Source organism: Candidatus Microthrix subdominans (genome assembly GCA_016719385.1).
GTDB classification, from domain to species: domain Bacteria; phylum Actinomycetota; class Acidimicrobiia; order Acidimicrobiales; family Microtrichaceae; genus Microthrix; species Microthrix subdominans.
This window is the reverse complement of sequence record JADJZA010000002.1, coordinates 17,006-42,685: the sequence shown is the minus strand read 5'-3', so window position 1 is coordinate 42,685 and position 25,680 is coordinate 17,006. Positions and strand designations below refer to the sequence as shown.

Genomic DNA, 25,680 nt, shown 5'->3' with positions numbered 1-25,680 from the left:
GCTGACCGGTGGGGTGCGAGGGGAACGACTGATGAGCACGGGGCCACTGAGGATCGCCAACGCATCGGGCTTCTACGGCGACCGGTTCGACGCGGTCCGTGAGATGGTGACCGGCGGGCACATCGACGTGCTGACCGGCGACTACCTGGCCGAGCTCACCATGTTGATCCTTGCGATGGGCCGACTGAAGGATCCCAGCCGCGGGTACGCAGGCACGTTCGTGCGGCAGATGGAGGACTGCCTGGGCCTGGCGATGGACGCCGGCGTGAAGATCGTCGTCAACGCCGGCGGCCTCAACCCGGCAGGACTGGCCGACCGGCTGCGCGAGCTCTCCGGCATCATCGGCGTGTCGGCCCACATCACTCACGTGGAGGGCGACGATCTGTTGCCCCGTGCGGACGAGCTTGGGTACGGCTCTCCGCTTGCCGCCAACGCCTACCTGGGTGCCTTTGGGACTCAACCACGGGGCCGACGTGGTCGTGACCGGCCGCGTCACCGACGCGTCGCTGGTGGTGGGCCCGGCGGTGGCCCACTTCGGTTGGTCGATCGATGACCTCGACCCCTTGGCCGGCGCGGTTGCGGCCGGACACGTCATCGAATGCGGTACCCAGGCGACCGGGGGCAACTTCGCGCGGTTCACCGAGATCGCCGATCTGTTGCATCCGGGATTCCCGATCGCCGAGGTCTTCGAGGACGGCTCCAGCGTGATCACCAAGCACGACGGCACCGGTGGTGCAGTCACCCGCGACACGGTCACTGCGCAGCTGCTCTACGAGATCGGCGGTGCCCGCTATGCGGGGCCCGATGTGACGACACGGTTCGACACGATCCAGCTCGGTGACGACGGACCGGACCGGGTGCGGCTCAGCGGCGCAGTCGGCGAACCGCCCCCGTCCACGCTCAAGGTGGGGCTCAATACCCTGGGTGGACACCGCAACGAGGTGGTCTTCGTATTGACCGGCCTCGACATCGAGGCCAAGGCAGCGCTCGTGAAAGCCCAGATGGCCGATGCGGTCGACGCTGACATGAAATGGACCCTCGCCCGCACCGATCACCCGAACGCGGCGACCGAGCAGGAGGCCAGCGCGCTGCTGCAGTGTGTGGTTCGCAGCGACGACCCCGAAGTTGTCGGGCGAGCCTTCTCCGGAGCGGCCATCGAGTTGGCGCTCGCCAGCTACCCCGGATTCAACGTGACGGCGCCCCCATCGAACGGGTCGCCCTATGGCGTCTTCACTGCGGCGTACCTCGATGCGAACGACGTCGACCACGTCGCAGTCACCGCAGACGGCATCCGCCACGCAGTTGCGGCGCCAACGACCGTGGCCGACCTTCAGCCCGTCGAGCACACCTTCGTCGCACCCAAACTCGACGAAGCGCTGCAGCCCGACGCGCCGTCGCGGGAGCTTCCCCTGGGCACGATCGCCCTCGCCCGCAGCGGGGACAAGGGCGGTTCGGCCAACATCGGCGTCTGGGTCCGCACCGATACCGAGTGGGCCTGGCTCGTCACGACGCTGACGGTCGACCGGCTGAAGGAACTGCTCCCGGAAACGGCCGGCCTGAACGTCACCCGCCACGTATTTGCCAACCTGCGGGCGGTGAACTTTTGGTCGACGACATCCTCGGCGAGGGCGTCTCCTCGAACGCAAGGTTCGACCCCCAGGCCAAAGCCCTAGGCGAATGGCTTCGTTCACGTCACGTTTCGATCCCAGAGGTACTGCTGTGAGCACACCCGACCCCAACGGCGCCAACCCGTTTGACACCCCTGAGCGCCACGAGCTGCGACGGACGGTTCGCCGCTTTGTCGAACGTGAGATCCTCGATCACCTCGGCGACTGGGAACGAGACGGGGAGCTACCTCGCTCGCTGCACCGCCTCGCCGGGGATCTCGGCCTGATCGGCCTCGGCTTCCCCGACCGGGTTGGCGGCGGCGGTGGGGACATCGTCGACGTGGTGACGATGGTGGAGGAGATGCACTACGCCGGCGTGTCCGGGGGCCTGATCGCTTCGCTCTTCACCGCCGGCATCTCGGCGCCCCACATCGCCAAGGCCGGGGACCCGTACCAGGTGGACCGTTGGGTTCGCCCGACGCTGGCCGGGACGGCAATCGGGTCGCTGGCGATCACCGAACCCGGCACCGGCTCCGACGTTGCCGGCATCCGAACCTCGGCGGTTCGCGACGGCGATCACTTCGTCCTCAACGGGGCGAAAACGTTCATCACCTCCGGTGTCCGGGCGGACTACATCACCACTGCGGTGCGCACGGGCGGCGACGGGGCTCACGGGATCTCGCTCGTCGTCGTCGACACCGACACCGAGGGGTTCGAGGTGACCCGCCAGCTCGACAAGATGGGGTGGCGATGCTCGGACACCGCCGAGCTGTCGTATGTGGACTGTCGGGTGCCGGTCGCCAACCTTGTCGGCGCCGAGGGCGGCGGGTTCGGCCAGATCGCCGACAACTTCGTCGACGAACGGATCTCCCTGGCGGTGCAGGCCTATGCGGCGGCGCAGCGGGCACTCGACATCACCGTCGAGTGGTGCCGAGCCCGGGAGACGTTCGGCCGACCACTGATCTCGCGTCAGACCGTGCAACACACCCTGACCAACATGGCCCGACGCATCGATGTGGCCAGGGTGTATACCCGTGACGTGGCCGCCCGGCATGCCCGGGGGGAAGCCGACCTGATCGCCGAGGTGTGCTTCGCCAAGAACACCGCCGTCGAGGCGGGCGAGTGGGTGGTCGATCAGGCGGTGCAACTTCATGGGGGAATGGGATACATGACCGAATCCGAAGTGGAGCGCCACTACCGCGACATGCGAATCCTTGGCATCGGCGGTGGCACCAACGAAATCATGACCGGCTTGGCCGGCAAGCTGCTGGGGTACACCTCATGACCAGGCTGACGTCCTCCCTCGACACCACCAGCGAGGACTTCGCTGCCAACCGGCAATCCCTGCTCGATCAGGTTGCCGACCTCGACGCCGAGCACGCCACCGCGGTCGGCGGGGGCGGCGCCAAATACACCGAGCGCCACCGGAACCGCGGCAAGTTGCCGGTTCGCGAACGCATCGAGCTGTTGTTGGACGAGGACTCGCCGTTCATGGAACTGTCGGGGCTCGCCGCATGGGGCAGCGACTTCGCCGTCGGGGCCAGCGTGGTGACGGGCATCGGTGTCGTCTCGGGCGTCGAATGCATGATCAGCGCCAGCGATCCCACCGTGCGGGGCGGGGCGAGCAACCCGTGGACCCTCAAGAAGGTGCTGCGGGCCAACGAGATCGCGCTGACCAACCGGTTGCCGATGATCAACCTGACCGAGTCCGGCGGCGCGGACCTTCCGACCCAGAAGGAGATCTTCATCCCCGGCGGGGCCATGTTCCGCGACCTCACCCGGCTCTCGGCGGCGGGCATCCCGGTCGTCTCCCTGGTGTTCGGCAACTCCACGGCCGGCGGGGCGTACGTCCCGGGCATGTCGGACTACGTCGTGATGATCAAGGAGCGCTCCAAGGTGTTCCTGGCCGGCCCGCCGCTGGTGAAGATGGCGACCGGCGAGGACTCCGACGACGAGTCGCTCGGGGGCGCCGACATGCACGCACGCACCTCGGGCCTCGCCGACTACTTCGCCGTCGACGAACACGACGCCATCCGGCTCGGCCGACGCATCGTCGCTCGCCTGAACTGGGACAAGCACGGTCCGGCCCCACGCCAGGCTGTCTCCCCACCACGCTACGACGAGGATGAACTGCTCGGCCTGGTGCCGACCGACCCCAAGATGCCGTTCGACCCCCGAGAGGTGATCGCCCGCGTCGTCGACGGGTCGGACTTCGACGAGTTCAAGCCGCTCTACGGTTCGTCGCTGGTCACCGGATGGGCGCAACTCCATGGCTATCCCATCGGCATTCTGGCCAACGCACGAGGGGTGCTCTTCAGCGAGGAGGCACAGAAGGCCGCCCAGTTCATCCAGCTGGCCAACCAGATCAACACGCCGCTGATCTTCCTTCAGAACACCACCGGATACATGGTCGGCGAGGAGTACGAGCGGGGCGGCATCATCAAGCACGGGGCGATGATGGTGAACGCCGTCGCCAACTCGAAGGTGCCCCACATCACCCTGGTGATGGCGTCGTCCTACGGCGCCGGCAACTACGGCATGTGCGGGCGGGCCTTCGAGCCCCGCTTCCTGTTCAGCTGGCCAAACGCAAAGTCGGCGGTGATGGGCCCCCAACAGCTCGCCGGGGTGATCTCGATCGTCGCCCGGCAGTCGGCCGAGTCCCGAGGCAACCCCTACGACGAGGACGCCGACGCCGCCATGAAGGAGATGATCGAGGCGCAGATCGAGGCCGAATCGACGGCCAAGTTTCTGTCCGGCCGGCTGCTCGACGACGGGATCATCGACCCGCGGGACACCCGCACCGTGCTGGGGTTGGCGCTCTCGGCCATCCACTCGGCGCCCGTTCAAGGGGCCGACGGCTTCGGCACGTTCAGGATGTGATCCGGTGACCTCCTCAGAACTCTTCACTTCGCACGCCCACTACTCCGCCGATTCGAGGGCCCAACGATGATCACCTCAGTGCTGGTCGCCAACCGCGGCGAGATCGCCCGTCGGGTGTTCCGCACCTGCCGAGACCTGGGCATCTTCACCGTTGCGGTGTTCTCCGATGCCGATGCCAACGAGCCCTTCGTCGCCGAGGCGGACGCTGCGGTGCGGCTGCCCGGCGACAGCGCAACCGACACCTACCTGCGGGCCGAGCTGATCATCGAGGCCGCCCGGCGCTGCGGCGCCGACGCCGTGCATCCGGGCTACGGCTTCCTCAGCGAGAACGCATCGTTTGCCCGCCAGGTGATCGATGCCGGCCTCACCTGGATCGGCCCACCGCCCGAGTCGATCGACACGATGGGATCCAAGATCGAGTCGAAGGCGCTAATGGCGGAGGCGGGCGTCCCCGTGCTCGACCGGATCGATCCCGACGCGATCACCGAAGCGCACCTTCCCGTGCTCATCAAGGCGTCGTCGGGGGGCGGCGGACGCGGGATGAGGATCGTGACCGACTTGGCGTCGCTGGCCGACGAGCTCGAGCTCGCCTCCGCCGAAGCCGCGTCTGCGTTCGGCGACCCGACGGTCTTCTGCGAGCCCTACCTCAAGACCGGGCGCCACATCGAGGTGCAGGTGATGGCCGACCAACACGGCACGATCTGGGCGGTCGGCGAACGGGAGTGCTCGATCCAACGGCGCCACCAGAAGATCGTGGAGGAAGCGCCGTCACCGCTGGTGGAGCGCGTCGATGGCATGCGCGACCGGCTCTTCGAGGCGTCGAGCGCCGCCACCGCTGCGATCGGTTACGTCGGCGCCGGCACCGTCGAGTTCCTCGCTGACGAGTCGGGAGCGTTCTACTTCCTGGAGATGAACACCCGGCTCCAGGTGGAGCACCCGGTCACCGAGGCGACCACGGGAACCGACCTCGTCGCACTTCAACTTCACCTGGCCGAAGGGGGCACCCTCGACGAGCATCCCCCGCCCACCGGCGGGCACGCCATCGAGGTGCGCCTGTACGCAGAGGACCCGGCGAACAGCTGGCAGCCCCAGAGCGGCACGCTGCATCGCTTCTCCGTGCCGGGCGTCGCCTCCGAGTTCGACCTGCCGCCCGGCTTCGAGGCCGGTGCCGGTTCGGGGATTCGGCTCGACAGCGGGGTGGCCGACGGCTCCGTCGTCGGTACCCACTACGACCCGATGCTGGCCAAGCTGATCGCCTGGGCGCCCACCCGAGCCGAGGCGACGCGCCGCTTGGCCACAGCGCTGCGCAACTCCAGGATTCACGGCGTCGGCACCAACCGGGCGTTGCTCGTTCGCATCCTCGAACACCCGTCCTTCCAGGCCGGCGACACCGACACGGCGTTTCTCGACCGTCACGGGCTCGAGGTGCTCAGCGGGCCGCTCGCCGACGAGGAGGCCACCTCGGTCGCTGCGCTCGCCGCAGCCCTCGCGCTGGCTGCGCGGAACAGGCGCGACGCGACGGTGCTTGGTGGGTTGCCGAGCGGCTGGCGCAACATCGTGTCGCAACCCCAGCAGAAGTCGTTCCGTCGAGTGGGCGGGCCGGACGCCGGGGGGACCGACACGATCGAGGTGTCCTACCGGATCTCCCGCGACGGCCTGCTGGCCGTCGGTCACGACGATGTGCAGCTGGTTTCGATGGAGCCGGATCGGGTGGTGCTCCGCACGAACGGCGTGCAACGCCGCTTCGAGGTCGCTACCTACGACCGCCTCGTGTCCATCGACTCGCCGCTCGGTCCGGTGGCGTTGGAACTGCTCAGCCGGTTTCCGAGCGCAGAGGACCACACGGCGCCCGGGTCGCTGCTGGCGCCCATGCCCGGCTCGATCGTGCGGATCGCCGTCGCCGAGGGCGACCAGGTCGGCGCCGGACAGCCGCTGTTGTGGCTGGAGGCAATGAAGATGCAACACCAGGTCACTGCGCCGGTCACCGGCACGGTCGCCGAACTGCACGTCACCGAAGGACAACAGGTTGAGGTGGGCGCCGTGCTCGCCGTCGTCACCGAGGAGGACACATGAGCTTTACCGAAACCCCCGAGCAACTCGCGCTTCGCGAGGCGGTGGCCCAGTTGGGCGCCGCCTATGGCTACGAGTACATGGTCGGCAAGGCCCGCTCCGGTGGCGACATGGCCGAGCTGTACGCCGAGGCGGGCAAGCTCGGCTACCTGGGGGTCAACCTGCCCACCGAGTACGGCGGCGGTGGCGGCGGCATGTACGAGCTGGCGATCGTCGAGGAGGAACTGGGTACCGCAGGTTGCGGCCTGCTGATGATGGTGGTCTCGCCGGCGATCTGCGGCACGGTCATTGCGAAATACGGGACCGATTCCCAGAAGGACCGTTGGCTTCCGGGCCTGGCCGACGGATCCGAGATCATGGCCTTCGCCATCACCGAGTCCGACGCCGGATCGAACTCGCATCGCATCACCACCACCGCACGGCGCGACGGCGACGACTGGGTTCTCAGCGGGCGCAAGACCTACATCTCCGGCGTCGACGTCGCCCAGAACGTGTTGGTCGTGGCCCGCACCGAAGACTCCGCCACCGGCGCTGAAGCCGGTGCTCTTCGTCGTCCCCACCGACAGCACCGGGCTGGAGTACACCAAGATCGAGATGGACATGATCAGCGCCGATCACCAGTTCACCGTGTTCATCGATGACGTCCGCCTGCCATCGGACGCGCTCGTCGGCTCCGAGGACGCTGCGATCGACCAGCTGTTTGCCGGGCTCAACCCCGAGCGCATCATGGCATCGTCGTTTGCGATCGGCATGGCGCGTTACGCGCTCAACATCGCTGTCAACTACGCGAAGGAACGCGTCGTGTGGAGGGACAAACCGATCGGGTCGCATCAGGGTGTTGCGCACCCGCTCGCCCAGGCCCACATCGAGGTCCAACTGGCAAAGCTCATGATGCAGAAGGCGGCCACCCTGTACGACCAGGGCGACCACATGGGTGCAGGCGAGGCGGCCAACATGGCCAAGTACGCCGCCGGTGAGGCCGGAACCCGCGCCGTCGACCAGGCGGTGCAAACCCTGGGGGCAACGGCCTGGCCAGCGAGTACGGCCTCGGAGCGCTCATCGCGGCGTCCAAGCTGTCGCGTATCGCCCCGGTGAGCCGTGAGATGATCCTCAACTTCATCGCACAGCACAGCCTCGACCTGCCGAAGTCGTACTGATGACCACCGCATCACCCACCACCCCACCCACCGCAGACTCGCCGGTCGTCCTCCGCTCCGATAACGACAGGATCGCAACGCTCACGTTGGATTCGCCGGAGAACCGCAACGCGCTGAGCTCGCGGTTGGTCGGGGAACTCGCCGCCCACCTCCGCGACGTCGAGGCCGACGATGCGGTGCGCGCCGTGGTGCTCACCCACACCGGCAACACGTTCTGCGCGGGGGCCGACCTGGCCGAAGGAGCCCGCGAGGGCGGCCCGGCAAAGGGCGTGGCACGTCTGGTTGCGCTGTTGCGCCAGATCATCGAGCTGGACAAACCGGTGGTGGCGAAAGTGGACGGCAACGTTCGTGCGGGCGGGCTAGGACTGTTTGCGGCGTGCGACCTCACCGTCGCCGGGCTCACCTCAAGCTTTGCGCTGACCGAGGCCCGCCTGGGGCTGTCCCCGGCGGTCATCTCGCTCACGGTGTTGCCGCGTCTGACCGACCGCGCGGCGTCGCGCTACTACCTCACCGGCGATCGCTTCGATGCAGCCGAGGCAGAACGAATCGGTCTGGTCACGATCACGGCGGAGGACCCCGATGCGGCCGTGGCCGAGCTTGCAGCCTCGTTCCGAAGGTGCTCGGCCCAGGGCTTGGCCGCCTCGAAACAGCTCACCACCCACGCGATGCTCACGACGTTCGACTCCGATGCCGAGCGCCTGATCGAGATGTCGGCAACGCTTTTCTCGTCCGAGGATGCACAAGAGGGCATCGCGTCGTTCATGGAACGCCGACCGCCGCGCTGGGCAGAGTGACCACCACCGAACCACCGGTGAAGGGCCCCCAGCAGGATCGAAGCCGGGCGACCCGCCTTGCGTTGCTGGAGGCGGCCGTCGGCTGCCTCGCCGAGGTGGGCTGGTCGGGAAGCACCGTCACGGTTGTTGCGGAGCGGGCCGGGGTGTCCCGCGGCGCGGCGCAGCACCATTTTCCCACCCGCGAGGATCTGTTCGTCGCTGCGGTCGAACACATGACCGAGGCCCGGGCCCTGGAGATCCACCGCTACATCGAGGCCCAGGGCGACGAGACCATCTCGACCCAGCGCGTGGTCGAGATGGTCGTAGACATGCACACCGGCGAGCTGTTTCATGCGGCGCTTGCGCTGTGGGTGGCGTCCGCGGCCGAGCCTCAGCTGCGCAAGCGGGTCGTCACCCTGGAGACCCGCGTCGGCCGACAGGTGTACGGGGCGACGGTGCAACTGCTCGGCGTCGACGATCAGAACCCGGGGGTGCGCCCACTGATCCAAGCGACGATCGACATGGCACGCGGCCTCGGGCTGGCAAACCTGCTCGGCGACGACCGGCGACGCCGCTCACCGATCATCGCCCAGTGGTCGGAGCTGCTCGATGGAGCGCTCCGCCGTGCAGCCGATCATGGTCGAAACCCACCCGACGCTTGACCGCACGTAGGTGTACAGCGGTCAACCTTGCTCTGCGCCACGTGGCAGGCGAGCCGCTCGGCATCGATCAGGCCCGGTCGATGCGGACCTGGCGATATGTGACGTCGTGTCGATGGAGGTCCTTGCCGGCGCTCGCAGCGAGCACCACCTGATCCAGCTACGCCGACTGCTGGCACGAGCGACGATGGTTCCCACAACTCCCGCTGACTACGAGACCGCTGCGTTCATGCACCGGACGTGCCGTGCCAGCGGTGAGACCGTCCGCAAGCTCATCGATTGCCTCATCGACGCAGTCGCCGCACGCGTCGATGCCGAGATCCTCCACGCCGACGCCGACTTCCTCGCGCTGGCACGACACACCGATCTGAAGCTGCACTCGGACTCCCCCAGCTGACTCGCACGTCCGCCGCGTCGTCCAAGGTCTCGGCATCGCTCGCCGTGTCGAGACCAACGTCGGTGACGTGCCTCCTACCGCGTCATACGCCGGAGTTTTTGTGGCCCGTAAGTGGCCCGCTCCCCCGCCTTCGCTGCGGATGAGAGCAGCCGAAGCCGCCATGGCCGAGACCAGTTCCTCGACGTGCTCGCCAGCCCGTATCGGTTCAGATACACTGAACGAATGAGTGCTGCCGACTTGATCGCTTCTCGTCGCCGGGAACTCGGCCTGTCGCAGGGGCAATTGGCCGAACTGGCAGCGACGTCCAGGGAGCGGATCAACACTTACGAGCGCGATCGCGTCAGCCCAAGGACCGACACTCTGTCCAGGGTCATGCGCGCTATGCACTTCGATCTTGCTGCCGTGCCGACCATGACGTTTGAAGAGCGTCGATCACTGGCGCTCAGCTCGGCGGTGGCCGAGCGGCTTCGACGCAACCCAGAGCGAGTGATCGCCAAAGCGCGGGAGAACCTTAAGGAAATGCGATTGATCGGCCAGCACGAACAGCCGTGGGTTGACGTTTGGGAGTCGCTACTGGAACTGGGACCCGGCCCGGTCTGCTCACTTCTCACTTCGGTCGATCAGTTCGCACGAGATCTCCGCCAGAGCTCACCGTTTGCCGGCGTTCTCACCGATGACGAACGTCGACGGGCGGTTCACGGGCTGCAGCGATGAACCTCGAACAATTTCACCACAGCATCCGGGCGGCCCGAGAAGTGCTCCGCTCCGAGGGTGCCAGCGGGGCCATTGTCATCATGGGCTCCCAGTCCATTCTCGCCTCGTATTCGGCAACGATTCTTGATCCCAGCCTCATGATGTCGGCTGAGGTAGACATCATGCCGGTGGCGGCCGACCGCGCCGAGGTCTAACGGCTATCAGACCACCTTGACGGTTCCCTTGCACAGGACTCCCGCTTCCAAGAGTCCTTCGGCTTTCACGTCGACGGGATCTCGATCGACACGTCGGCGCTGGAGAAGTGTTGGTTTGACCGGCTGATCCCAGAGGTCGATCCGAGTTCTGGAGCAACTGGCTGGTGCTTGGACCCGCACGACCTGGCCGCTGCAAAGCTAATCGCCGGCCGGAAAAGGACATCGAGTTCGTCGACACGCTTGTCTTCAGTCGCTTGATCGACCCAATGACCGTCCGAGAACTCCTCGGCGAGATCGAGGACGTCCGTTCCAGCAGGGCTGTCCAGCACCTCGACCGAATCGCCGCTCGCGGCCTCCCGGAGTCACAACGACACAGTTGGCACACCAAACGAGGTCAAGCAATCGCTGACCGTCGAGCTAGAACGACCGAACAGTCGCCCGCCGACGCACTCAAGCTCGCGGCCAAGCGGCATCGCTGACAGTGACTGGGTTCTCAGGCTGACCCGGAGTCGCACCCCAAAATAAGCGGGCCACCTTCAAAGTGGCCCGCAGGCTTTCTCCAGCGACGGCTAGAAATCTCAAAACCCTTGCAATTGCAACGGTTCTTGGAGCCCGGGAGGAGAATCGAACTCCTGCCCTGCTCATTACGAGTCAGGCCAGATGCTTCGTAGGAACTAGTAGGGCCTGGTACCAAGCGATATTTGGGTCGTCCTTAACACCAGGTACCACCTCCTACCGCGTCATACGCCGGAGAATGTGGACTGATTGTGGTCTGCGGCAGGTGGATCGATCCACGTCGATGACCTGGTGTTGACCGCCAGCTGAGGTGAGTATGGGGGCCTGGGTTTGGGACAGCCCGCCCACCCGGCGATCTGCGTGATGGTCGTCGTCTCGTTCCGATGGAACGCGCTGCTGTCCGCGCGCTGGTGTTATCGCTGACAGGCGATCCGGACACGCTCGACCCCGCCGGGGTCGTCTGTGGGACGGGCGGAACGGGATTGAACTGTCAGGTGGATGGAACAACGAGTAGTGCCTCATCGGCAGCGTCCGAAAAGGCAGCAATCGCATTTTGATGGCGGCGCAGTGTCTGGAGAATGTCCAGCGTGGACACGTTGCCGAGCCGCAACCAAACGACCTTCGGGGGCGGCCCGTTCAGAAACGCGAGCTGCCGGAAATCAGAGTCCTTCGACACGATGACAAACCCTTGGTCCGCCGCGTACTCCCAGATCTCGACATCGGTCGCCGTGTCGAGACCAACGCCGGTGACGTGCTCGCTACCAGGGAACTCGACAGCGAGCTGACGAACAAGGTGTCGGGACAGGTTCTGGTCGAGCAGCAGCCTCACGCCGGGGTGGCGAGCCGCCGCTCACGCATCGCAGCGAACTCGATCGCAGCCCGAACATGGTCTGCCGTCAACTCGGGAAAATCTGTGACGATCTCATCGACGGTCATGCCCGATGCCAGATAATCCAAGACGTCATAAACTGCTATCCGCGTCCCAACAAAACATGGCTTGCCGCTTCGCACCCCAGGACGGGTCTCGATCACCGACGTCAGCTCCATGACCGCCAGGCTACTCGCCGATGCAACCTGCCGAGTCGCTCGGCCCCACTAGACCCAGGGAGTTCCACCACGCCAACGACCAAGCCCAAACACAACCTGACACCGATCATGCAGCAGTCCGCCCGGGACTGCTGCATGATCTGGTGACATCTGATCCGAGGTGCCGTGGGGTGCGCTGGAAGCTGTCTGCCAAACAGCAGCCTTAGGGCCCGGGCGGCAGTTCTGGATCAATTGGTTGCCCAAGCCGGAGCCGGCCAGGAAGGTGGACACACCCGGAGATCGGTTCCCATCTCCACCTCGAGCTGTTCAAAATCGAGCCAGTTTGTGGCCCATAAGTGGCCCGGGCACCTCAGCGACCAGGCGCCAAGGCTCTCAGATCACTGCAATCTCAACGGCTTTTGGAGCCCGGGAGGAGAATCGAACTCCTGACCTGCGCATTACGAGTCAGTCCATACAGACAGTAGGAACTGGTAGGGCCTGGTATCTAATGGGTTTTTGGGTTGTCCGGGTCAGCGGATACCACCTCCTACCGCGCTATACGCCGGAGTTTGTGACCCATAAATGGCCCGCTCCCCGTCCGACATCAGCTCTGGGGCGCGTGCCGGTGGGGCACGACTTCTCGAACCTCGACGACGACGAGAGCGTCGGCGGCGACCATGCCCAGCATCGACTCCGGGGTGAACCCGCATCTCCCCTCCATTGCCCTGAACACGGCGGGCCATGCGTGCACCCCGCCGGGGGGCGCCGTTCAGGCTCTCAGTCGGGCAACCACCTGCGAGATTCTACCGGGCGTCTCACGGGGTTCGCACCAATATGACGAATCGACCGGCTTCTCCCCCGACATCGCTCGCAATAGCTGGTTCGCTACCTTATGGTGGAAAAGAACAGCTCAGCGCTGTCGAGCGGCTATAGAGCTCCCGCTTTTCCGCAAAACCTCCGTCAAGCTTCCCGCCGGCTCGGAGGAAGGCGGGAGTCCTACAGCCGCCACCACAATTGCCCCACTCCCACCCCCACCGCTCCAACTGATGTCAAGCCGTGCTGCGGAAGACGCAGCGTCGCAGTTATTGATCCGGATGGCGGCGTCCCGGTCGTGCTCGGCCAAGCCCGAAGCGACCGGGACGAGGCCTCCTCCCCGGAGGCGGTTATCGAGCCCATGTTGTCCGTAGCCGGGCTGGATGCCGCTCGCCGGGCGGGATCCACATCTGGTAGGTCCGATGCCAGCGCTTAAGCGGTGGGCCAGGTCGGGATAGATCACCTCGGAGTTGTCCTCGGAGTCCTGGTGCACCAGGGACCCGTGGAGCACCCAGGTCAAAATTTCCATGTCCCGGGGGCTGGGTCTCGAAATCGGCGGCCAGGCCACCCCGTGTCGTGCGTGGCCGGTTTACGACGTGTCAACCGATTCGCAGGGCGGTTCATCCTTCTCGGCAGGAGGGGAAGTAGCATCATGGGACTAGTTCGACGTCCTTAGGATCATGTGATGAGTTTCGAGCCGCCCCTACAAGCCGAATTGACCGTCTTGTCGACTGAGCCAGACCCTGGCGAGGAGGAATCCTGATGCGCATGGAGACCCTGTCGACGGCGATGAACCGGCTTCGTTCCCAGGGCTACATCGAGGACTTCATCGCGGCCCCTGACGGCGAGCTGCACTGCGGTGCGTGCGAGGGAGACTGCGCCACCACTGTCGAGGTCGATGAGATCGTGCGGTTCGAAGGGGCGTCGGACCCCGGTGATTCGGCCATCCTGGTCGCGCTGCACTGTGGGTGCGGTCACGCCGGTCTGTTCAGCGCCTCCTACGGCTTAGACACCGCGCCCAAAGATGCCTTGGCTCTTCGTCGCCTCGCAGAGCTCAGGACATCGTCCAACGATTGAGGGGACCCGCCATGAGTTCAGCCATCGAACTCCGCATCGATCCCAGGGTTCGACCGGTCGGCGGCGGCCAGGTGCGGCGTCTTCTCCCGTATCGCAAGCGTCGCATGGTTGGTCCGTTCATCTACGCCGACGTCATCGGCCCGGAGACGTTCGCAGCTGGATCGGGGATCGACGTCGACGCCCACCCCCACATCGGGCTGTCCACCGTGACGTATCTGTTCGAGGGCCGCATGGTGCATCGCGATTCGACCGGGGCGGTGGAGACCATCGAGCCGGGAGCCATCAACTGGATGACCGCTGGGTCCGGAGTCACACACACTGAACGATCTCACCCCGACGATCGGCCGACGACCCGAACGATGCACGGTCTCCAGACCTGGGTGGCCCTGCCGGCCGATGCCGAGAACGCGGCACCATCGTTCGAGCACACCGCTACAGCCGACATCCCGACCGACACGACCGGCCGATCCTCGGTGCGAGTCGCCGTCGGCTCCGGCTGGGGCCTGGACTCGCCGGTGACCGGTTCGTCACCCCTAGTGCTGGCGGAGATCGAGCTGGACGCCGGGTCGCCAGTTCCGATCGTGTCGGACCTTCGGGAGCTGGCGGTGTTGTCGCTCGTCGGCGAGGTACGGGTCAACGACGAACCGGTCGCGTTGGGTCAGCTAGCGGTGCTTCGCCCTGAGATCGCGGCAACGCTCAGCGGCTCTGGTACCGCCATCGTTCTCGGCGGCGATCCGGTCGGCAAACGCCACATCTGGTGGAATTTCGTCCACAGCGACCCAGAGCGGATCGAGGAGGCCAAGGCCGACTGGATCGCCCAACGATTCTCCCGCGTGCCAAACGACCATGAGCCGCACGTGCCGCTTCCCCGCTGAGCGGATCAGTCGCGAATGTTTCCCGTCACCACGACGGGCCGTGGACGCATCCAGACATCGATGATGCGATCAACCTGCAAGTCGACGCGCGGTTCGCTGTCAGCGGCCTGGCCGGTTATGCCGAACCGGCAAGAGGAGCGAGCTGCCGATCGACGCGGTTCACAGTGTGCCCTGGCCGCTGAGGCTGCCAATGCCGAGGCCGGAACCGGTTTCGGCGTTCAACTCAGCCGGAGTCCCCACGGTCGCATCGACCGTCCCGTGGGGATGCTCGGGCGGCCCGTAGATCGCGTACAGCTTAAGGGGCACGTCATCGATATCAGAGATGTTGTGCCACACCCCGGCGGCGACGAGGATCGCCCAGTCACCCCCGACCTCCTCGTCGAAAGGCAGGTCGTGCTCGGTCGGCCCCATCTGTACCCGCGCTCGTCCAGACTCGATGCGAAGGAACTGATCGCCCTCGGGTGGACCTCCAGTCCGACGTCACGACCGGGCTCGATACTCATCAGAGTCATTTGTAGGTGGGAGCCGGTCCACGCCACCTGCGGCCCGACGTCTGCCTTCTCGATACTCGGATGCCGAACCTCGACGGGGTGGAGGCAACAAGCCAGCTCGCCGGTCCAGGTGTGGACGACCCGTTGCGCGTCGTGGTGATCACCACGTTCGACGCCGACGAATACGTCCAAACATGGTGGTCGAAACCGGGTGGAGATCGCTATGTGGGACCGCGAAACCAACCCAGCTCCCACGTAGCTGACCAGCCTGAAAGCGGCACAAGAATCTCTGCCAGGCATCAAGGCGAGTCAGTTCACCTCGTGTCATAATCTTCTGCGGTCGAACCGCACGTCAGGCCTGGGTCGGCAAAGTCCCAGCGTCGTCGCATCTTTCGAGCAACTCAGCGGGGAGCATGATTTCGTGAGCGGAGACGTGTCGCTGCAAGTCCTCATCCTGATTCCCTTGATTACGGGCTTCATCGGAATGGCTACGAACTGGGCCGCAGTGAAGATGATTTTCTTGCCGCGTAGGTTCGTTGGAATCGGGCGCATCGGCTGGCAAGGTGTCGTACCCGCACGCAACGACCAGTTTGCCAGCGAGTCGGCGGACAGCGTCGGCAAGGTCATCTCCGCTCGGGAGCTCGCGGAGCGACTCGACCCACGAGAGATGCAGAGCGAGATCGCCGAGCGTCTCGACAAGGAGCTGCCGGAACTGCTCCACATGTCCTTTGACGTCATTCGGCCGGGCCGCTGGGACGAAATGGCGCCCGTCGCTCGCGACATGGTGGTCGGCCAGGTCCGGTCGGAGGTTCTCAAGCTGGCGACGGAGGTGTTTGAGGACGTCCGGGAGATCAGCGACGAGACGCTGGACTTGCATGCGCTGGTCTTCGAGTTGCTCGCCGGAGCAAACGCTGATCGGCTCAGCGATCTGTTCCAACGGATGGGCAGAAAGGAACTGAGGTTCATCGTCTACTACGGCGGCATCTTCGGCCTGTTGGTCGGTGTCGCCCAAGCGGCGCTGTACGGCGTGTTGGGTCAATGGTGGCTGATGCCGATCATTGGGGTTCTCGTCGGTCTGGGTACCAACTGGCTGGCATTGCAGATGATCTTCCGTCCCTTGGAGGAGCGCCGATTCTTGGGCATCATTCGCTACCAGGGCATGTTCTCAAAGCGGCAGCCCGAGATCGCCGCCGAGTACGCCGACGTGGTGGCGAACGAGATCTTCACTCCGTCGAACCTCATCCGTGTCTTGGCTGAGGGCCAAACCGGCGTTCGTATCGCGACCGTGCTGTTGCGACGGATCACGGCAGCGATCGACGAACAACGTCCGGTCGTCGCCATGCTGACCGAGACCGAGGTGACCGACCAGCAGGTGCGAGAGGTGCAGGTGCTCTTGGTTACTCACCTGGGAAGGCGTCTTCCAGAAATCCGCGAGGACATCGACGAGGTCGTGCACGCCAAGCTGGGTGTTGCAGAGTTGGTCAGAAACCGGATCGCGTCGATGTCGAAGCCTGAGTTCGAGCGCCTCTTGCGAGGAATCTTTGAAGAGGACGAGTTGACCCTCATCGTCATCGGTGGGGTGCTTGGAGGGCTCGTCGGCCTCATTCAGGCGGGCATCGTGCTGGCCCAAGCGGTCTGACCGATCAGGTCCACGCGGCGCAGATGCCCACGCTGCCCGGGCGTGTTCAGTATTCCCGCGACGACGAAGGGACCCGAGCGATGACGAAGAAGCAGTACCCAGGACGAGTGGTGGCACGGTTGGCCCTTGGAGGCGCTCTCTTGGCGGGCCGGGACCGGGCATTTCACCACGCAATGTGAAGAGTTCCAGGCGCAGGTTCCCGGTTGATTCCCGCTGGATGACGATCTCGTTGTTCGGGCTGGATGTTTGGCCCCGAAGGGGAGCGCTTCGAGGTGGAGGTCACCGGTGAGCTCAGCACCTCGCGTCACCGGTCGACCCGTCGCCACACCGGAGCGCGCCGGCAGAGGAGCGGAGGTCTGGCCCATAGGGTGCACTGATGGCCGCCAATCGAAGTACATCGGAACGAATCGAGCAGACGCTCGAACGACTGGGTACCGAGGACCACGTCTGGGTAGCGACCAGCTCGGCTGACGGCGTGCCGCACCTGGTGCCGCTGTCGTTGGCGTGGGACGGCACCCGAGCCCTCGTCGTGACGCGGGGCGACACCCCGACGGTGCGCAACGCGGCGTCTTCCGGTCGGGCACGTCTGGCGCTCGACAACACCAACGACGTCGTCATCCTTGACGTCGACGTCAAGGTGACACCGATGCCCGAGGTCGACGAGGCCGCACTCGGCAGCTACGTCGAACAGGCTGGCTGGGACCCGCGGGCCGAAACCGATACTTGGTCGATGCTGATCTGCGCGCCGACTCGGATCCAAGCCTGGAACGGCGTCAGCGAAACTCGGGACAGCACGATCATGGATGACGGACGGTGGCGATCGTCATCTTGAGCGGGGGCTGGGGTATCAGGCCTCTGTGGTCACGAACCTTCGGGGGAACCGACCTGGCGAATGAGCGCGGGGGCGGCTGCTTCTCCTCGTCGCCAATGTCGTGTCCGTTAATTTCGCACACTCGGCAGTCGACGTCGGCCCCAGGAGCGGAGAAGACGGCAGTCGTTTCGTTCACCCGAACGAGTGGGACCCGTTCGTCGACGTCGCTCGTACCGCAGCGTGCGTGGCCTCAGCGACGGCCGGGCCAGCGCGCCGGCCTCCTGGCGACCCTGGCCCGGGCGGGCGGACCCCACGCCAGCCACGGTCGCGCGTGGTCTCTCAGCCCGGGCTGCTCGGCGAACGACGCCGACGCCTCGATGAGTTCGGTCATGTCGGGCAGCGGTGGAACAGGTATGTCGGTGCTTTCCGCGTGGCTAGCGAAACGAGTAGGTGACTGGCAGGCTCTTCACCCCTGACACGAAGTGTGATTGTGCGTAGGAAACCTCACCGTCTAACTCGACGTGGTCAAGTTCCTGGCTGAGCCGCAACAGCATGGTGCGGAGCTCTCGCCGGGCGAACTGGGCACCGAGGCAAAAGTGGGCGCCGACCCCGAACGACAGCAGTTTATCGGCGTCGGGGCGGGTGATGTTGAAGCGGTCTGGGTCGTCGAACACCGCCTCGTCCCGGTTCGCTGACGGGTAGGACAACAACACCCGACCGCCGGTTGGGATCTCGACGCCGCCGATCCGGGTGTCGGACTGGGCGTAGCGCATGAAGTGCCGCACGGGCGAGGTGTAGCGGATGATCTCGTCGGCCGCGTTGTTGACCAGGTCCGGATCGGCTGCGAGGGCAGCCCATTGGGAAGGGTCGCGGGCGAGAAGCTCAAGGCCCCCAGAGAGCGCGAACGACGTGGTGTCATGGCCGGCGGTGGCGACGATGATGTAATACCAAAGCTGGTGTTCGCCATCCATCGGACAGCCATCGATCTTGCCGTTGGCGATGACCGAGGCCAGATCGTCGGTTGGGCAGGCCTGACGGTCCTGGGTCACTTCGGCGAAGAACTGGATGAACCTCATCACCGACTCCATGACCTTGGCATCGACGCTGGCGGCGTCGCCGAGGTACTCCGGGTCGGCGGCGCCGAAGATGCCTTGGGTGAGCTCGAGCATCAGGGGCTCGTCCTCTGGCGGCACACCGTAGATGTCCATGATCACCCGCAGGGTGAATGGCTGGGCGATGTCGCGGGCAAAGTCGCAGCGGCCGCCCAGACCGCGCAGCCGTTCGACGAACTCGTCGACGATGCTGTCGATACGGGGCTGGCGCTTGCTCACGGCCGCCGGCTTGAACCAGTCGTTGGTGACCTTGCGATGGTCGGTGTGGTCCTGACCGTCGAGGTGGACGAGCGTCTTCGGCATCGGCATGCCCGACGCGGTCAGCTTGTCGTAGTCGGCCTCCGGCCCCAGCACGGACCGTTCGGTGTTGTGCCATGTCTGGTTGTCGCGCGATGCCTCGAACACGTCCGCATGACGGGTGAGCACCCAGAACGGGTCGAAGCCCGGACGATCGGCATACACCACCGGCGTGGTGCGACGGATGTCGCCGACAGCGCGATGCCAGGCATCCATATCGGTCCATCTCTCGGCGACCACGAACCAGTCGGACGGATCCTCCGGCGGGGTTCCCACCTGCGCCGTCGAATCCGTTGACGTCCCTGCATTGACGGTCATGGTGTCGTTGCCTCCCGTTGGTGCCGACCCGTCGTCGGTCGCGACGCACTCAGCCGAGCATCCAAAGATGACAGTTGTCAACCCAGCGGTCGGTGAGCGGCACCTCACCGCTGCCAGTACCTAGAGTCGACCGGATGCGTCCCCGTCAGATCAGCGACGAGATCCTGCTCGACAGCGTTCTGGCCGCCTTTGCCGATGACGGCTACGACGGTGCGTCGATGCGCCAGGTGTGCCGCCGCCTGGATTTCAGCCACAACCTGTTGAACAAGCGGTACGGAACAAAGGAGTCCCTCTGGTACGCCGCCGTCGATCATGGCCTGCGAGCCATGCTGGACCAGTTGGCGGAAGGCATCCTCGACGCCGGCGATGACCCCCTCGACCAGCTCCGCGGCGCCATGCTTCGCTTCGTTGGGGTCACCCGGGCCAACCCGGCACTCGTCCGGATCCTCCACCAGGAATCGACCCACCGGGGGCCCCGCTACGACTATCTACTTCAGCGCTACGTCACGCCGATCAACGAGGTTGGCCTCCGCTCCATCAAGCAACTCCAGGCCGACGGCCTCGTTCGAACCGGTCCGGTGACGACGGTGTTTTTTCATCTGGTCACCTACGGCCTCGGCGTGATGAGCAGTCACCCCGAGGCTCTCTCAGCGTTTGGTGACGCCAACGCCGATCCCGACGAGGCAGCGAAGCTCGGCGTCGAGATGGTGCTCGACAGCATCCGAGTCCACGCCGCCCAGTAGCGACGCGGCAAGAGGCAGTCGCCGCAGCCTCCACCTCCGAGAGGCGGCAGCGAACTGGCGAGACTCACGAGGTGCGGATCGCAGAGACCTCGAACTCGAGGGTGACCTGCTCGCCCACCAAGACGCCACCAGCCTCCAGGGCGGCGTTCCAGTTGACGCCCCAGTCCTTGCGGTTGACCTTCGTGTTGCCTTCGAAACCGATCCGCTGGTTCTCGTACGGGTCGACAGCGCTGCCGGTGTACTCGAAGTCGATGGTCACCGGCTTGGTGACGTCCTTGATGGTGAGATCACCGGTGACCCGGAAGTTTTCAGTGTCGACCTGCTCGACCGAGGTAGAGGCAAAGGTGATCTCCGGGTATGTCTCCATGTCGAAGAAGTCGTTGCTCTTGAGGTGGCCGTCACGGTCAGCGTTGCGGGTATCGATGCTGGCGGCCTGGATGATCAGCGACAGCTTCGAGTTGGTGGGGTCCTCGGCATCGAAGTATCCAGAGCCCTCGAACTCATTGAACGAGCCGCGGACCTTGGAGACCATGGCGTGGCGGGCGGCAAACCCGATGCGGCTGTGGCTGGCGTCGAGAACGTAGGTGCCGGTCAGGGCGGTGGGGATGGTTGCGGTGCTCATGGCAGATCTCCTGATCGTTGGTGATGGGCTTCTAAATGGTGGACACATCATCTATCAACGCCGGATGACGTGTCAACTACTTCCTGGTATGGTCTCCACCATGGATGACGTGCGGTGGCTGACCGAACAAGAAGAGCGGGCGTGGCGGGGTCTGCAGTTCATGCAGATGCACCTCGAGCACGAACTCGCCCAGCAGCTCGCCGTCGAGTCAGGCCTGTCGTATCCCGACTATCACGTCCTCGTCACGCTCACCGACCAACCAACCGGCCAGATGCGCCTGTTCGAGCTCGGCGACACCCTCGGCTGGGAGAAGAGCCGGCTCTCACACCACGTCACCCGCATGGCGAAGCGTGGCCTGGTCGTCAAGGAAGCCTGTGGAGATGACCGCCGCGGTGCATTCGTCGTCATCACTCCGGCCGGACGGACCGAGATCGAAGCTGCCGCACCCGGTCACCTGGCTGCGGTCCGCCGATTGTTCGTCGACCGTCTCACCCCGGGGCAGATTGATTCCCTCGCCCAGATCGCCGACACGATTCTTCCCCTGCCCGACCGGGCACCTGCTGCGTGAGCCGACCCGCAGCCCCAGACTCAGGTAGACCTGAGAACTTCATCCACCTACTGAGGAGAAGCCGATGAGCAGCACCAAGCTGACCGAAGAGGGACCGAATCCCTTCGTCACGAACATCGAGGCCGACACGTTGGCCAACGAGAACTACCGCACCACCCGCTGGACCGGGTCCAACCTCCAGCTGACCCTCATGAGCATCGAACCAGGACGAGACATAGGCCTTGAGGTCCACGAGCACGGAGACCAGTTCCTTCGCGTCGAAGCTGGCCGGGCACGAGTGCAGATGGGCCCATCTGAAGACGACCTCCCCTTCGACCGCGAGGTCGGCGACGACTGGGCGATACTGGTCCCGGCTGGGGCCTGGCACAACGTCACCAACATTGGAGACGAGCCCCTCAAGGTCTACGCGATCTACGGACCACCAGAGCACCCTGCGGGCACCGTTCACGCAACCAAGGCCGAAGCTGACGCCGATGAGCACCATTATTGAGGCCCGGCTGAACCCGCCTCGCCCCGGTCCTTCCACTCGTCGATGGTCGAGACCATCGAGTCAAGCACGGTGAGGTTGCTCTCCCAGCAGCGCCGAGCCGCCCGTCGAGGAGGTAGGTCAGCGTCGACAGTCCGAGGTGGGGGTGGGCGTCGATGTCGACAGCGGCTCCCGGGCCAGGTCGTCGGGGCCGATGAGGTCGGTAAAGATGAATGGCCGGCTATCCGGCGGGTGCGGTGAGGCAGCAGGCGCCGGACTTAGCTGTTGCCGACGGCGCAAACTGGGCGGTCGATGCGCAGTCCGATGGAGGTCATCATGAGTCCTAGTGGGGCCGGCTTCGCCACCAGTCGGGCCCTTCGGGGTGATCACACTCGAGGTTCTCCCGGTCCCATTCGCCGAGTTCGGCGGCTGCCGCGTGGGTGGTGTCGAAGAACGACTCCAGTGTGGCGTCGGGATCCTCGGCGCCGGCCACCGCCGCGTAGGGAAGGACGAACTCACCGAGGTCCTCGAGCCACCGTGCCTCGGGCGGCTCCACCGTCGCCGTCGAGAAGCCCTTGGGGGTGGGGTAGGCGTAGGAATAAAAGACCGGTTCAGGTGAATCTCGGTTGCCGGGCCAGAAGCCAGCGCTGGTGAGCTCGTGTGAGTAGGCCTCGCGAGCGACGTCGTCGGGAAAGTTCGGCATGCCGCCGGGGTGCGGGGGCGCGGTTCGCCCGGAGAAGCGGGAGGCGGCCAGATCGAAGCTGCCCCAGAAGAAGTGCACGGGGCTGGCTTTGCCTTTGAAGCCGGCGCGGAACCTGGTGAGCACCCGGTCGGCTTGGACCAGCGCCTGCCACAGGGCGTGGTCGGGATTGTAGTGACGCACCGATGTGTCCTCGTCGAAGGCGATGGCGTCAGGATCTCGTTCGGCATCGGGTCGATCGACACCGGCATCCTGACTTGGTTCATCGCATCGAGCACGTGCTGGTAGACGTCGGCCACCGTGCCGGTCTCCAGAGCGATCGCTCGTTGCCGCCCGGTCGTGGTGTGGGCTCTCAACTCGTGGTCGAGGAAGTCGAATTCGAGCTCGGCGGCGTCGGTTCCGAAGGGGATCACCGAGGTTCGCAGTCCGCGGGTCGAAACGTAGAGCGGGACGCCCCAGGAGTGATTGAGCCACGGCGAGTAGCCGAGGCGGATCTTGCCGACGATCTGGGACCACAGGTGCACCGCCTCGATCGTGTCGATCCAGTCATCGGATGGCAAGACCGGCCAAGCGGTGCTGCGGTTCTCGTTCGCGTCGTCCCGTCAGTCGAGGGCGGAATCGGTGCCTCCGCGACCCGTCGCTGGGAGCGAGGGGATGGTTCAGGGCACGACGCCGAGCTTGCCGGCGTGGAAACTCCTCGTAGGGCCTGGCGCAGCCGGCTTCGGTGTTCATCACGAACGAGCCGTGCCAGGCGACGGGCTCACCAATGGGCTGGCCGCCGAGGAACAAGACCTCGAGTCCGCCGGTGGGTGTCCTGCTGGGGTCCGGCTTCAATGGTGAACGCGCCGCCGGGGCTGAACACGGTCAGCTCACCGGTGGTCACCGGGCGTGCTTCGGCACTGACGGTGGCGTCGCCGCCAAGGATGTAGACGAGGCAGTTGAACGACGCCGGCCAGGGTATGTCCGCTCGGGCACCTGGGTCGAAGGTGGCGTGGACCATCGTGATCGGCGAATGGGTGGAGCCCGGTCCGGTGAACTCGCTGAGCGGCCCGGCGATGATCCGCAGCAGCGTGTCGGCACCCGCAGTGGTGACCAGGACGACCTGATCGGATTCGAGGTCCTGGTAGCGCGGGTCGATCCACTTCTTGGCGCCGGGCAGGTTCACCCACAGTTGGAGCCTGTGGAACCAGCCACCGGCGGCCGACATCTTGGGGTGGGGTCTCGATGTGGAGGATCCCTTTGCCGGCGGTCATCCACTGCGCCGCCGTCGCGGATGACGCCGCCACCGCCGATGGAGCCGGCGTGCCCGAGCACGCCGTCCATCATGTAGGTGACCGTTTCAAAGCCTCGGTGCGGATGCCGGTGCCCCTTGGGTTCGCCAGGCGCGCGGTTGACCTCACCGATCTGGTCGAGGTGGATGAACGGGTCGAGGATGGCCAGGTCCACACCTTCAAAAGGCGCGCCGGACGGGGAACCCCTCGCCCTCGAAGCCCTTCGGCGCCACGGTGACCGAACGACCGGACGGCTGGGACCCCAGGTGGCGGGGCGGCCAGTCGGGCAGCTTCCCGGTGTCCTCAACAGTGATAGCGGCCATGGCCACTCCTCGGTTCGACGTCCGATTCACGATACCTGACGTGTCTCTGGAATGATTTTCGGTGCACGGTGGTTGATATGTCATGTACATTCCTTCGATCCCCTGACTGCGAGGCCGGCCATGTCCGACACCATCCACTCCTCACCCCCCAGGTCGATGTCCGGCGGACCGACGATCGGTTCAAGACCCGTATCGACTGGCTGGACTCGAAGCACTCGTTCCCGTTCGGCCACCACTGGACCCGGACAACACCCACCATGGCCTGCTCTTGGTCAGCAACGACGACGTCGTTCTGCCTGGCGCCGGTTTCGATACCCACCCCACCGGGACATGGAGATCGTGACCGGGTGCTCAAGGGCTCACTGGTGCACCAGGACTCCGAGGGGCACAGCGGGGTGATCCAGCCGGGTCTCGCCCAGCGCATGAGCGCCGGCACCGGGATCCTGCACTCGGAGAAGAACGACTCAGGCGCACGCAGGGCGGCCCGAGCCACGACGAACCAGTGCGGTTCATCCAGATGTGGATCCCGCCCGACGAGCGCAGCATCCAGCCCGGCTATGAGTAGCGCAACTCGGACGATGGGCTCCTGCGCGGCGGTCTCGTGCCGGTTGTTGGGGATGGACAAGCACGAGGGGGACGCCGCCATCCGGATTAAGAACCGCGACGCTGCGCTCTACGCAGCACGACCAACGTCGGCGGGAGCGCCACCGTCCCTGACGCCCCGTTCGTCCACCTCTTCGTGGCCTGAGGCAACGTCGACCTCGAAGGAGTTGACCCTCGCCGAAGGCGACGCCGTTCGCCTCACCGGCACGGGCGGCCAGAAGCTCACCGCCGCCAGCGAGTCCGAGGTGTTGATCTGGGGAGATGCACGCTACCATCAGCTGACCTAGATGAGCTCACGATCGCATTTAGTTGACAGATCAACTATATTGAAGGAATCACGACCAACGACGACGCCTCAACCACTACCCCCAGCAACGATCGATCGTCCGGTCCTCCAGGTGATCGTGGGCAGCACCCGGTCGGGCCGCATCGGGCGATCCTTCGCCGAGTGGATCGAACGGATCGCCACCGACCACGGTGACTTCCACTGTGGAGATGGTGGACCTGGCCGACGTCGCCCTACCGTTTTCGACGAGCCGAACCACCTGCGCTTCCGGCGCAATACACCCACCAACACACCCGAGACTGAGCGCCACCATCTCTCGCGCCTGATGCCTTCATTCTCGTCACGCCCGAGTACAACCACAGCTACAACGCGGTGCTGAAGAACGCCATCGACTTTCTGCACAACGAGTGGAAGCACAAGGCGGTCTGTTTCCTCAGCTACGGCGGCGTCTCCGCCGGCACCTGCGCCATGCAAGCACTGAGCCAGTAGTCCTCTGTGGGAATGGCGCCCGTCGCCCTCCGCTGTCACCGTTCCGTTCGCCGCCCAGTTCCTCGACGACGACGGCGTCGTCCAGCCCAACGAGATCATGACCGCCAGCGCCAAGACCATGCTCGACGACCTGGCCGCACAGACAGCTGCGCTCGCCACGCGCCGCGCCGCCATCTGAACCCG

The 25,680-nt window shown here is 65.4% G+C and carries 22 protein-coding genes and 7 pseudogenes; 20 read left to right on the top strand and 9 right to left on the bottom strand.

The features are described from left to right. Nucleotides 1-31 precede the first annotated feature (31 nt). The 10 genes and pseudogenes from IPN02_06115 (at nt 32) to IPN02_06070 (ending at nt 10,451) form a co-directional block, all read left to right on the top strand. Nucleotides 32-1,723 (top strand): annotated as a pseudogene (locus tag IPN02_06115) (DUF1446 domain-containing protein). Next, nucleotides 1,678-2,892 (top strand): acyl-CoA dehydrogenase family protein, encoded by a 1,215-nt coding sequence (locus tag IPN02_06110; protein MBK9296423.1) that lies wholly within the window; start codon nt 1,678-1,680, stop codon nt 2,890-2,892. Before IPN02_06115 ends, IPN02_06110 begins: the two are co-directional and overlap by 46 nt. Further along, the gene (locus tag IPN02_06105) at nt 2,889-4,487 is read left to right on the top strand and encodes an acyl-CoA carboxylase subunit beta (protein ID MBK9296422.1); all 1,599 of its coding nucleotides are present in this window, start codon (nt 2,889-2,891) and stop codon (nt 4,485-4,487) included. The genes IPN02_06110 and IPN02_06105 overlap by 4 nt, the downstream gene beginning before the upstream one ends. A 66-nt stretch (nt 4,488-4,553) precedes the next feature. Further along, nucleotides 4,554-6,560: a biotin/lipoyl-binding protein gene (locus IPN02_06100; GenBank protein ID MBK9296421.1), complete on the top strand. Its 2,007-nt coding sequence runs from the start codon at nt 4,554-4,556 to the stop codon at nt 6,558-6,560. Then, nucleotides 6,557-7,714, top strand: a pseudogene (locus IPN02_06095) (acyl-CoA dehydrogenase family protein). Before IPN02_06100 ends, IPN02_06095 begins: the two are co-directional and overlap by 4 nt. Then, the gene (locus tag IPN02_06090; protein MBK9296420.1) at nt 7,714-8,508 is read left to right on the top strand and encodes an enoyl-CoA hydratase family protein; all 795 of its coding nucleotides are present in this window, start codon (nt 7,714-7,716) and stop codon (nt 8,506-8,508) included. Before IPN02_06095 ends, IPN02_06090 begins: the two are co-directional and overlap by 1 nt. Further along, nucleotides 8,496-9,149: a TetR/AcrR family transcriptional regulator gene (locus IPN02_06085; protein ID MBK9296419.1), complete on the top strand. Its 654-nt coding sequence runs from the start codon at nt 8,496-8,498 to the stop codon at nt 9,147-9,149. The genes IPN02_06090 and IPN02_06085 overlap by 13 nt, the downstream gene beginning before the upstream one ends. Nucleotides 9,150-9,255: 106 nt before the next feature. Next, the gene (locus IPN02_06080; GenBank protein ID MBK9296418.1) at nt 9,256-9,543 is read left to right on the top strand and encodes a hypothetical protein; all 288 of its coding nucleotides are present in this window, start codon (nt 9,256-9,258) and stop codon (nt 9,541-9,543) included. Between the two features lie 183 nt (nt 9,544-9,726). Next, entirely contained in the window at nt 9,727-10,257 is a 531-nt protein-coding gene (locus tag IPN02_06075; GenBank protein MBK9296417.1) for a helix-turn-helix transcriptional regulator, read from the top strand. Further along, complete coding sequence (locus tag IPN02_06070; GenBank protein MBK9296416.1) at nt 10,254-10,451, top strand: hypothetical protein; 198 nt, start codon at nt 10,254-10,256, stop codon at nt 10,449-10,451. Before IPN02_06075 ends, IPN02_06070 begins: the two co-directional genes overlap by 4 nt. A 65-nt stretch (nt 10,452-10,516) precedes the next feature. Here the strand turns inward: IPN02_06070 and IPN02_06065 are convergent, their stop codons facing one another. The 4 genes from IPN02_06065 to IPN02_06050 form a co-directional block, all read right to left on the bottom strand. After that, on the bottom strand, nt 10,517-10,780 hold the full coding sequence (locus IPN02_06065; GenBank protein ID MBK9296415.1) for a hypothetical protein: 264 nt from the start codon (nt 10,778-10,780) through the stop codon (nt 10,517-10,519). A 677-nt stretch (nt 10,781-11,457) separates the two neighbouring features. Then, a complete protein-coding gene (locus tag IPN02_06060; GenBank protein ID MBK9296414.1) occupies nt 11,458-11,796 on the bottom strand; it encodes a DUF5615 family PIN-like protein in 339 nt (112 codons plus the stop codon). Further along, nucleotides 11,793-12,014, bottom strand: a complete 222-nt coding sequence (locus IPN02_06055) for a DUF433 domain-containing protein (GenBank protein MBK9296413.1) — start codon at nt 12,012-12,014, stop codon at nt 11,793-11,795. Before IPN02_06055 ends, IPN02_06060 begins: the two co-directional genes overlap by 4 nt. 889 nt (nt 12,015-12,903) lie before the next feature. Then, entirely contained in the window at nt 12,904-13,335 is a 432-nt protein-coding gene (locus IPN02_06050; protein ID MBK9296412.1) for a pirin family protein, read from the bottom strand. 233 nt (nt 13,336-13,568) lie between these two features. Here IPN02_06050 and IPN02_06045 point away from each other — a divergent pair, with 233 nt between their 5' ends. Both IPN02_06045 and IPN02_06040 read left to right on the top strand, forming a co-directional pair. Then, complete coding sequence (locus tag IPN02_06045; protein ID MBK9296411.1) at nt 13,569-13,883, top strand: hypothetical protein; 315 nt, start codon at nt 13,569-13,571, stop codon at nt 13,881-13,883. Nucleotides 13,884-13,894: 11 nt separating this feature from the next. Next, on the top strand, nt 13,895-14,758 hold the full coding sequence (locus IPN02_06040; GenBank protein ID MBK9296410.1) for a pirin family protein: 864 nt from the start codon (nt 13,895-13,897) through the stop codon (nt 14,756-14,758). Nucleotides 14,759-14,917: 159 nt separating this feature from the next. On the opposite strand, the gene IPN02_06035 is transcribed toward IPN02_06040, so the two are convergent. Further along, on the bottom strand, nt 14,918-15,169 hold the full coding sequence (locus IPN02_06035; GenBank protein ID MBK9296409.1) for a hypothetical protein: 252 nt from the start codon (nt 15,167-15,169) through the stop codon (nt 14,918-14,920). A 107-nt stretch (nt 15,170-15,276) separates the two neighbouring features. On the opposite strand from IPN02_06035, the pseudogene IPN02_06030 reads away from it, so the two are divergent. The 3 genes and pseudogenes from IPN02_06030 to IPN02_06020 all read left to right on the top strand — a co-directional run bounded on the left by IPN02_06030 (nt 15,277) and on the right by IPN02_06020 (nt 17,720). Next, nucleotides 15,277-15,438 (top strand): annotated as a pseudogene (locus tag IPN02_06030) (response regulator). A gap of 232 nt (nt 15,439-15,670) precedes the next feature. Beyond that, nucleotides 15,671-16,888, top strand: a complete 1,218-nt coding sequence (locus tag IPN02_06025) for a DUF445 family protein (GenBank protein MBK9296408.1) — start codon at nt 15,671-15,673, stop codon at nt 16,886-16,888. Between the two features lie 376 nt (nt 16,889-17,264). After that, a complete protein-coding gene (locus tag IPN02_06020) occupies nt 17,265-17,720 on the top strand; it encodes a pyridoxamine 5'-phosphate oxidase family protein (GenBank protein ID MBK9296407.1) in 456 nt (151 codons plus the stop codon). 413 nt (nt 17,721-18,133) lie between these two features. On the opposite strand, the gene IPN02_06015 is transcribed toward IPN02_06020, so the two are convergent. After that, nucleotides 18,134-19,426, bottom strand: coding sequence for a cytochrome P450 (locus IPN02_06015; GenBank protein ID MBK9296406.1), 1,293 nt, complete (start codon nt 19,424-19,426; stop codon nt 18,134-18,136). Nucleotides 19,427-19,560: 134 nt separating this feature from the next. On the opposite strand from IPN02_06015, the gene IPN02_06010 reads away from it, so the two are divergent. Further along, nucleotides 19,561-20,169 (top strand): TetR/AcrR family transcriptional regulator, encoded by a 609-nt coding sequence (locus IPN02_06010; protein ID MBK9296405.1) that lies wholly within the window; start codon nt 19,561-19,563, stop codon nt 20,167-20,169. Between the two features lie 64 nt (nt 20,170-20,233). Here IPN02_06010 and IPN02_06005 read toward each other — a convergent pair whose 3' ends face one another. Further along, nucleotides 20,234-20,791, bottom strand: coding sequence for a YceI family protein (locus IPN02_06005; protein MBK9296404.1), 558 nt, complete (start codon nt 20,789-20,791; stop codon nt 20,234-20,236). A 100-nt stretch (nt 20,792-20,891) separates the two neighbouring features. Between IPN02_06005 and IPN02_06000 the strand changes: the two genes are divergently transcribed. Next, nucleotides 20,892-21,359, top strand: coding sequence for a winged helix-turn-helix transcriptional regulator (locus IPN02_06000; GenBank protein ID MBK9296403.1), 468 nt, complete (start codon nt 20,892-20,894; stop codon nt 21,357-21,359). A gap of 64 nt (nt 21,360-21,423) precedes the next feature. Next, nucleotides 21,424-21,849, top strand: coding sequence for a cupin domain-containing protein (locus tag IPN02_05995; protein MBK9296402.1), 426 nt, complete (start codon nt 21,424-21,426; stop codon nt 21,847-21,849). Nucleotides 21,850-22,168: 319 nt separating this feature from the next. Here the strand turns inward: IPN02_05995 and IPN02_05990 are convergent. After that, nucleotides 22,169-23,085 (bottom strand): annotated as a pseudogene (locus tag IPN02_05990) (hypothetical protein). A 99-nt stretch (nt 23,086-23,184) separates the two neighbouring features. After that, nucleotides 23,185-24,119 (bottom strand): annotated as a pseudogene (locus IPN02_05985) (pirin family protein). 77 nt (nt 24,120-24,196) lie between these two features. On the opposite strand from IPN02_05985, the pseudogene IPN02_05980 reads away from it, so the two are divergent. Together IPN02_05980 and IPN02_05975 are read left to right on the top strand one after the other, a co-directional pair. After that, nucleotides 24,197-25,009: pseudogene (locus IPN02_05980) on the top strand (pirin family protein). After that, nucleotides 25,010-25,675, top strand: a pseudogene (locus tag IPN02_05975) (NAD(P)H-dependent oxidoreductase). It abuts the pseudogene before it with no gap. Nucleotides 25,676-25,680 lie beyond the last annotated feature (5 nt).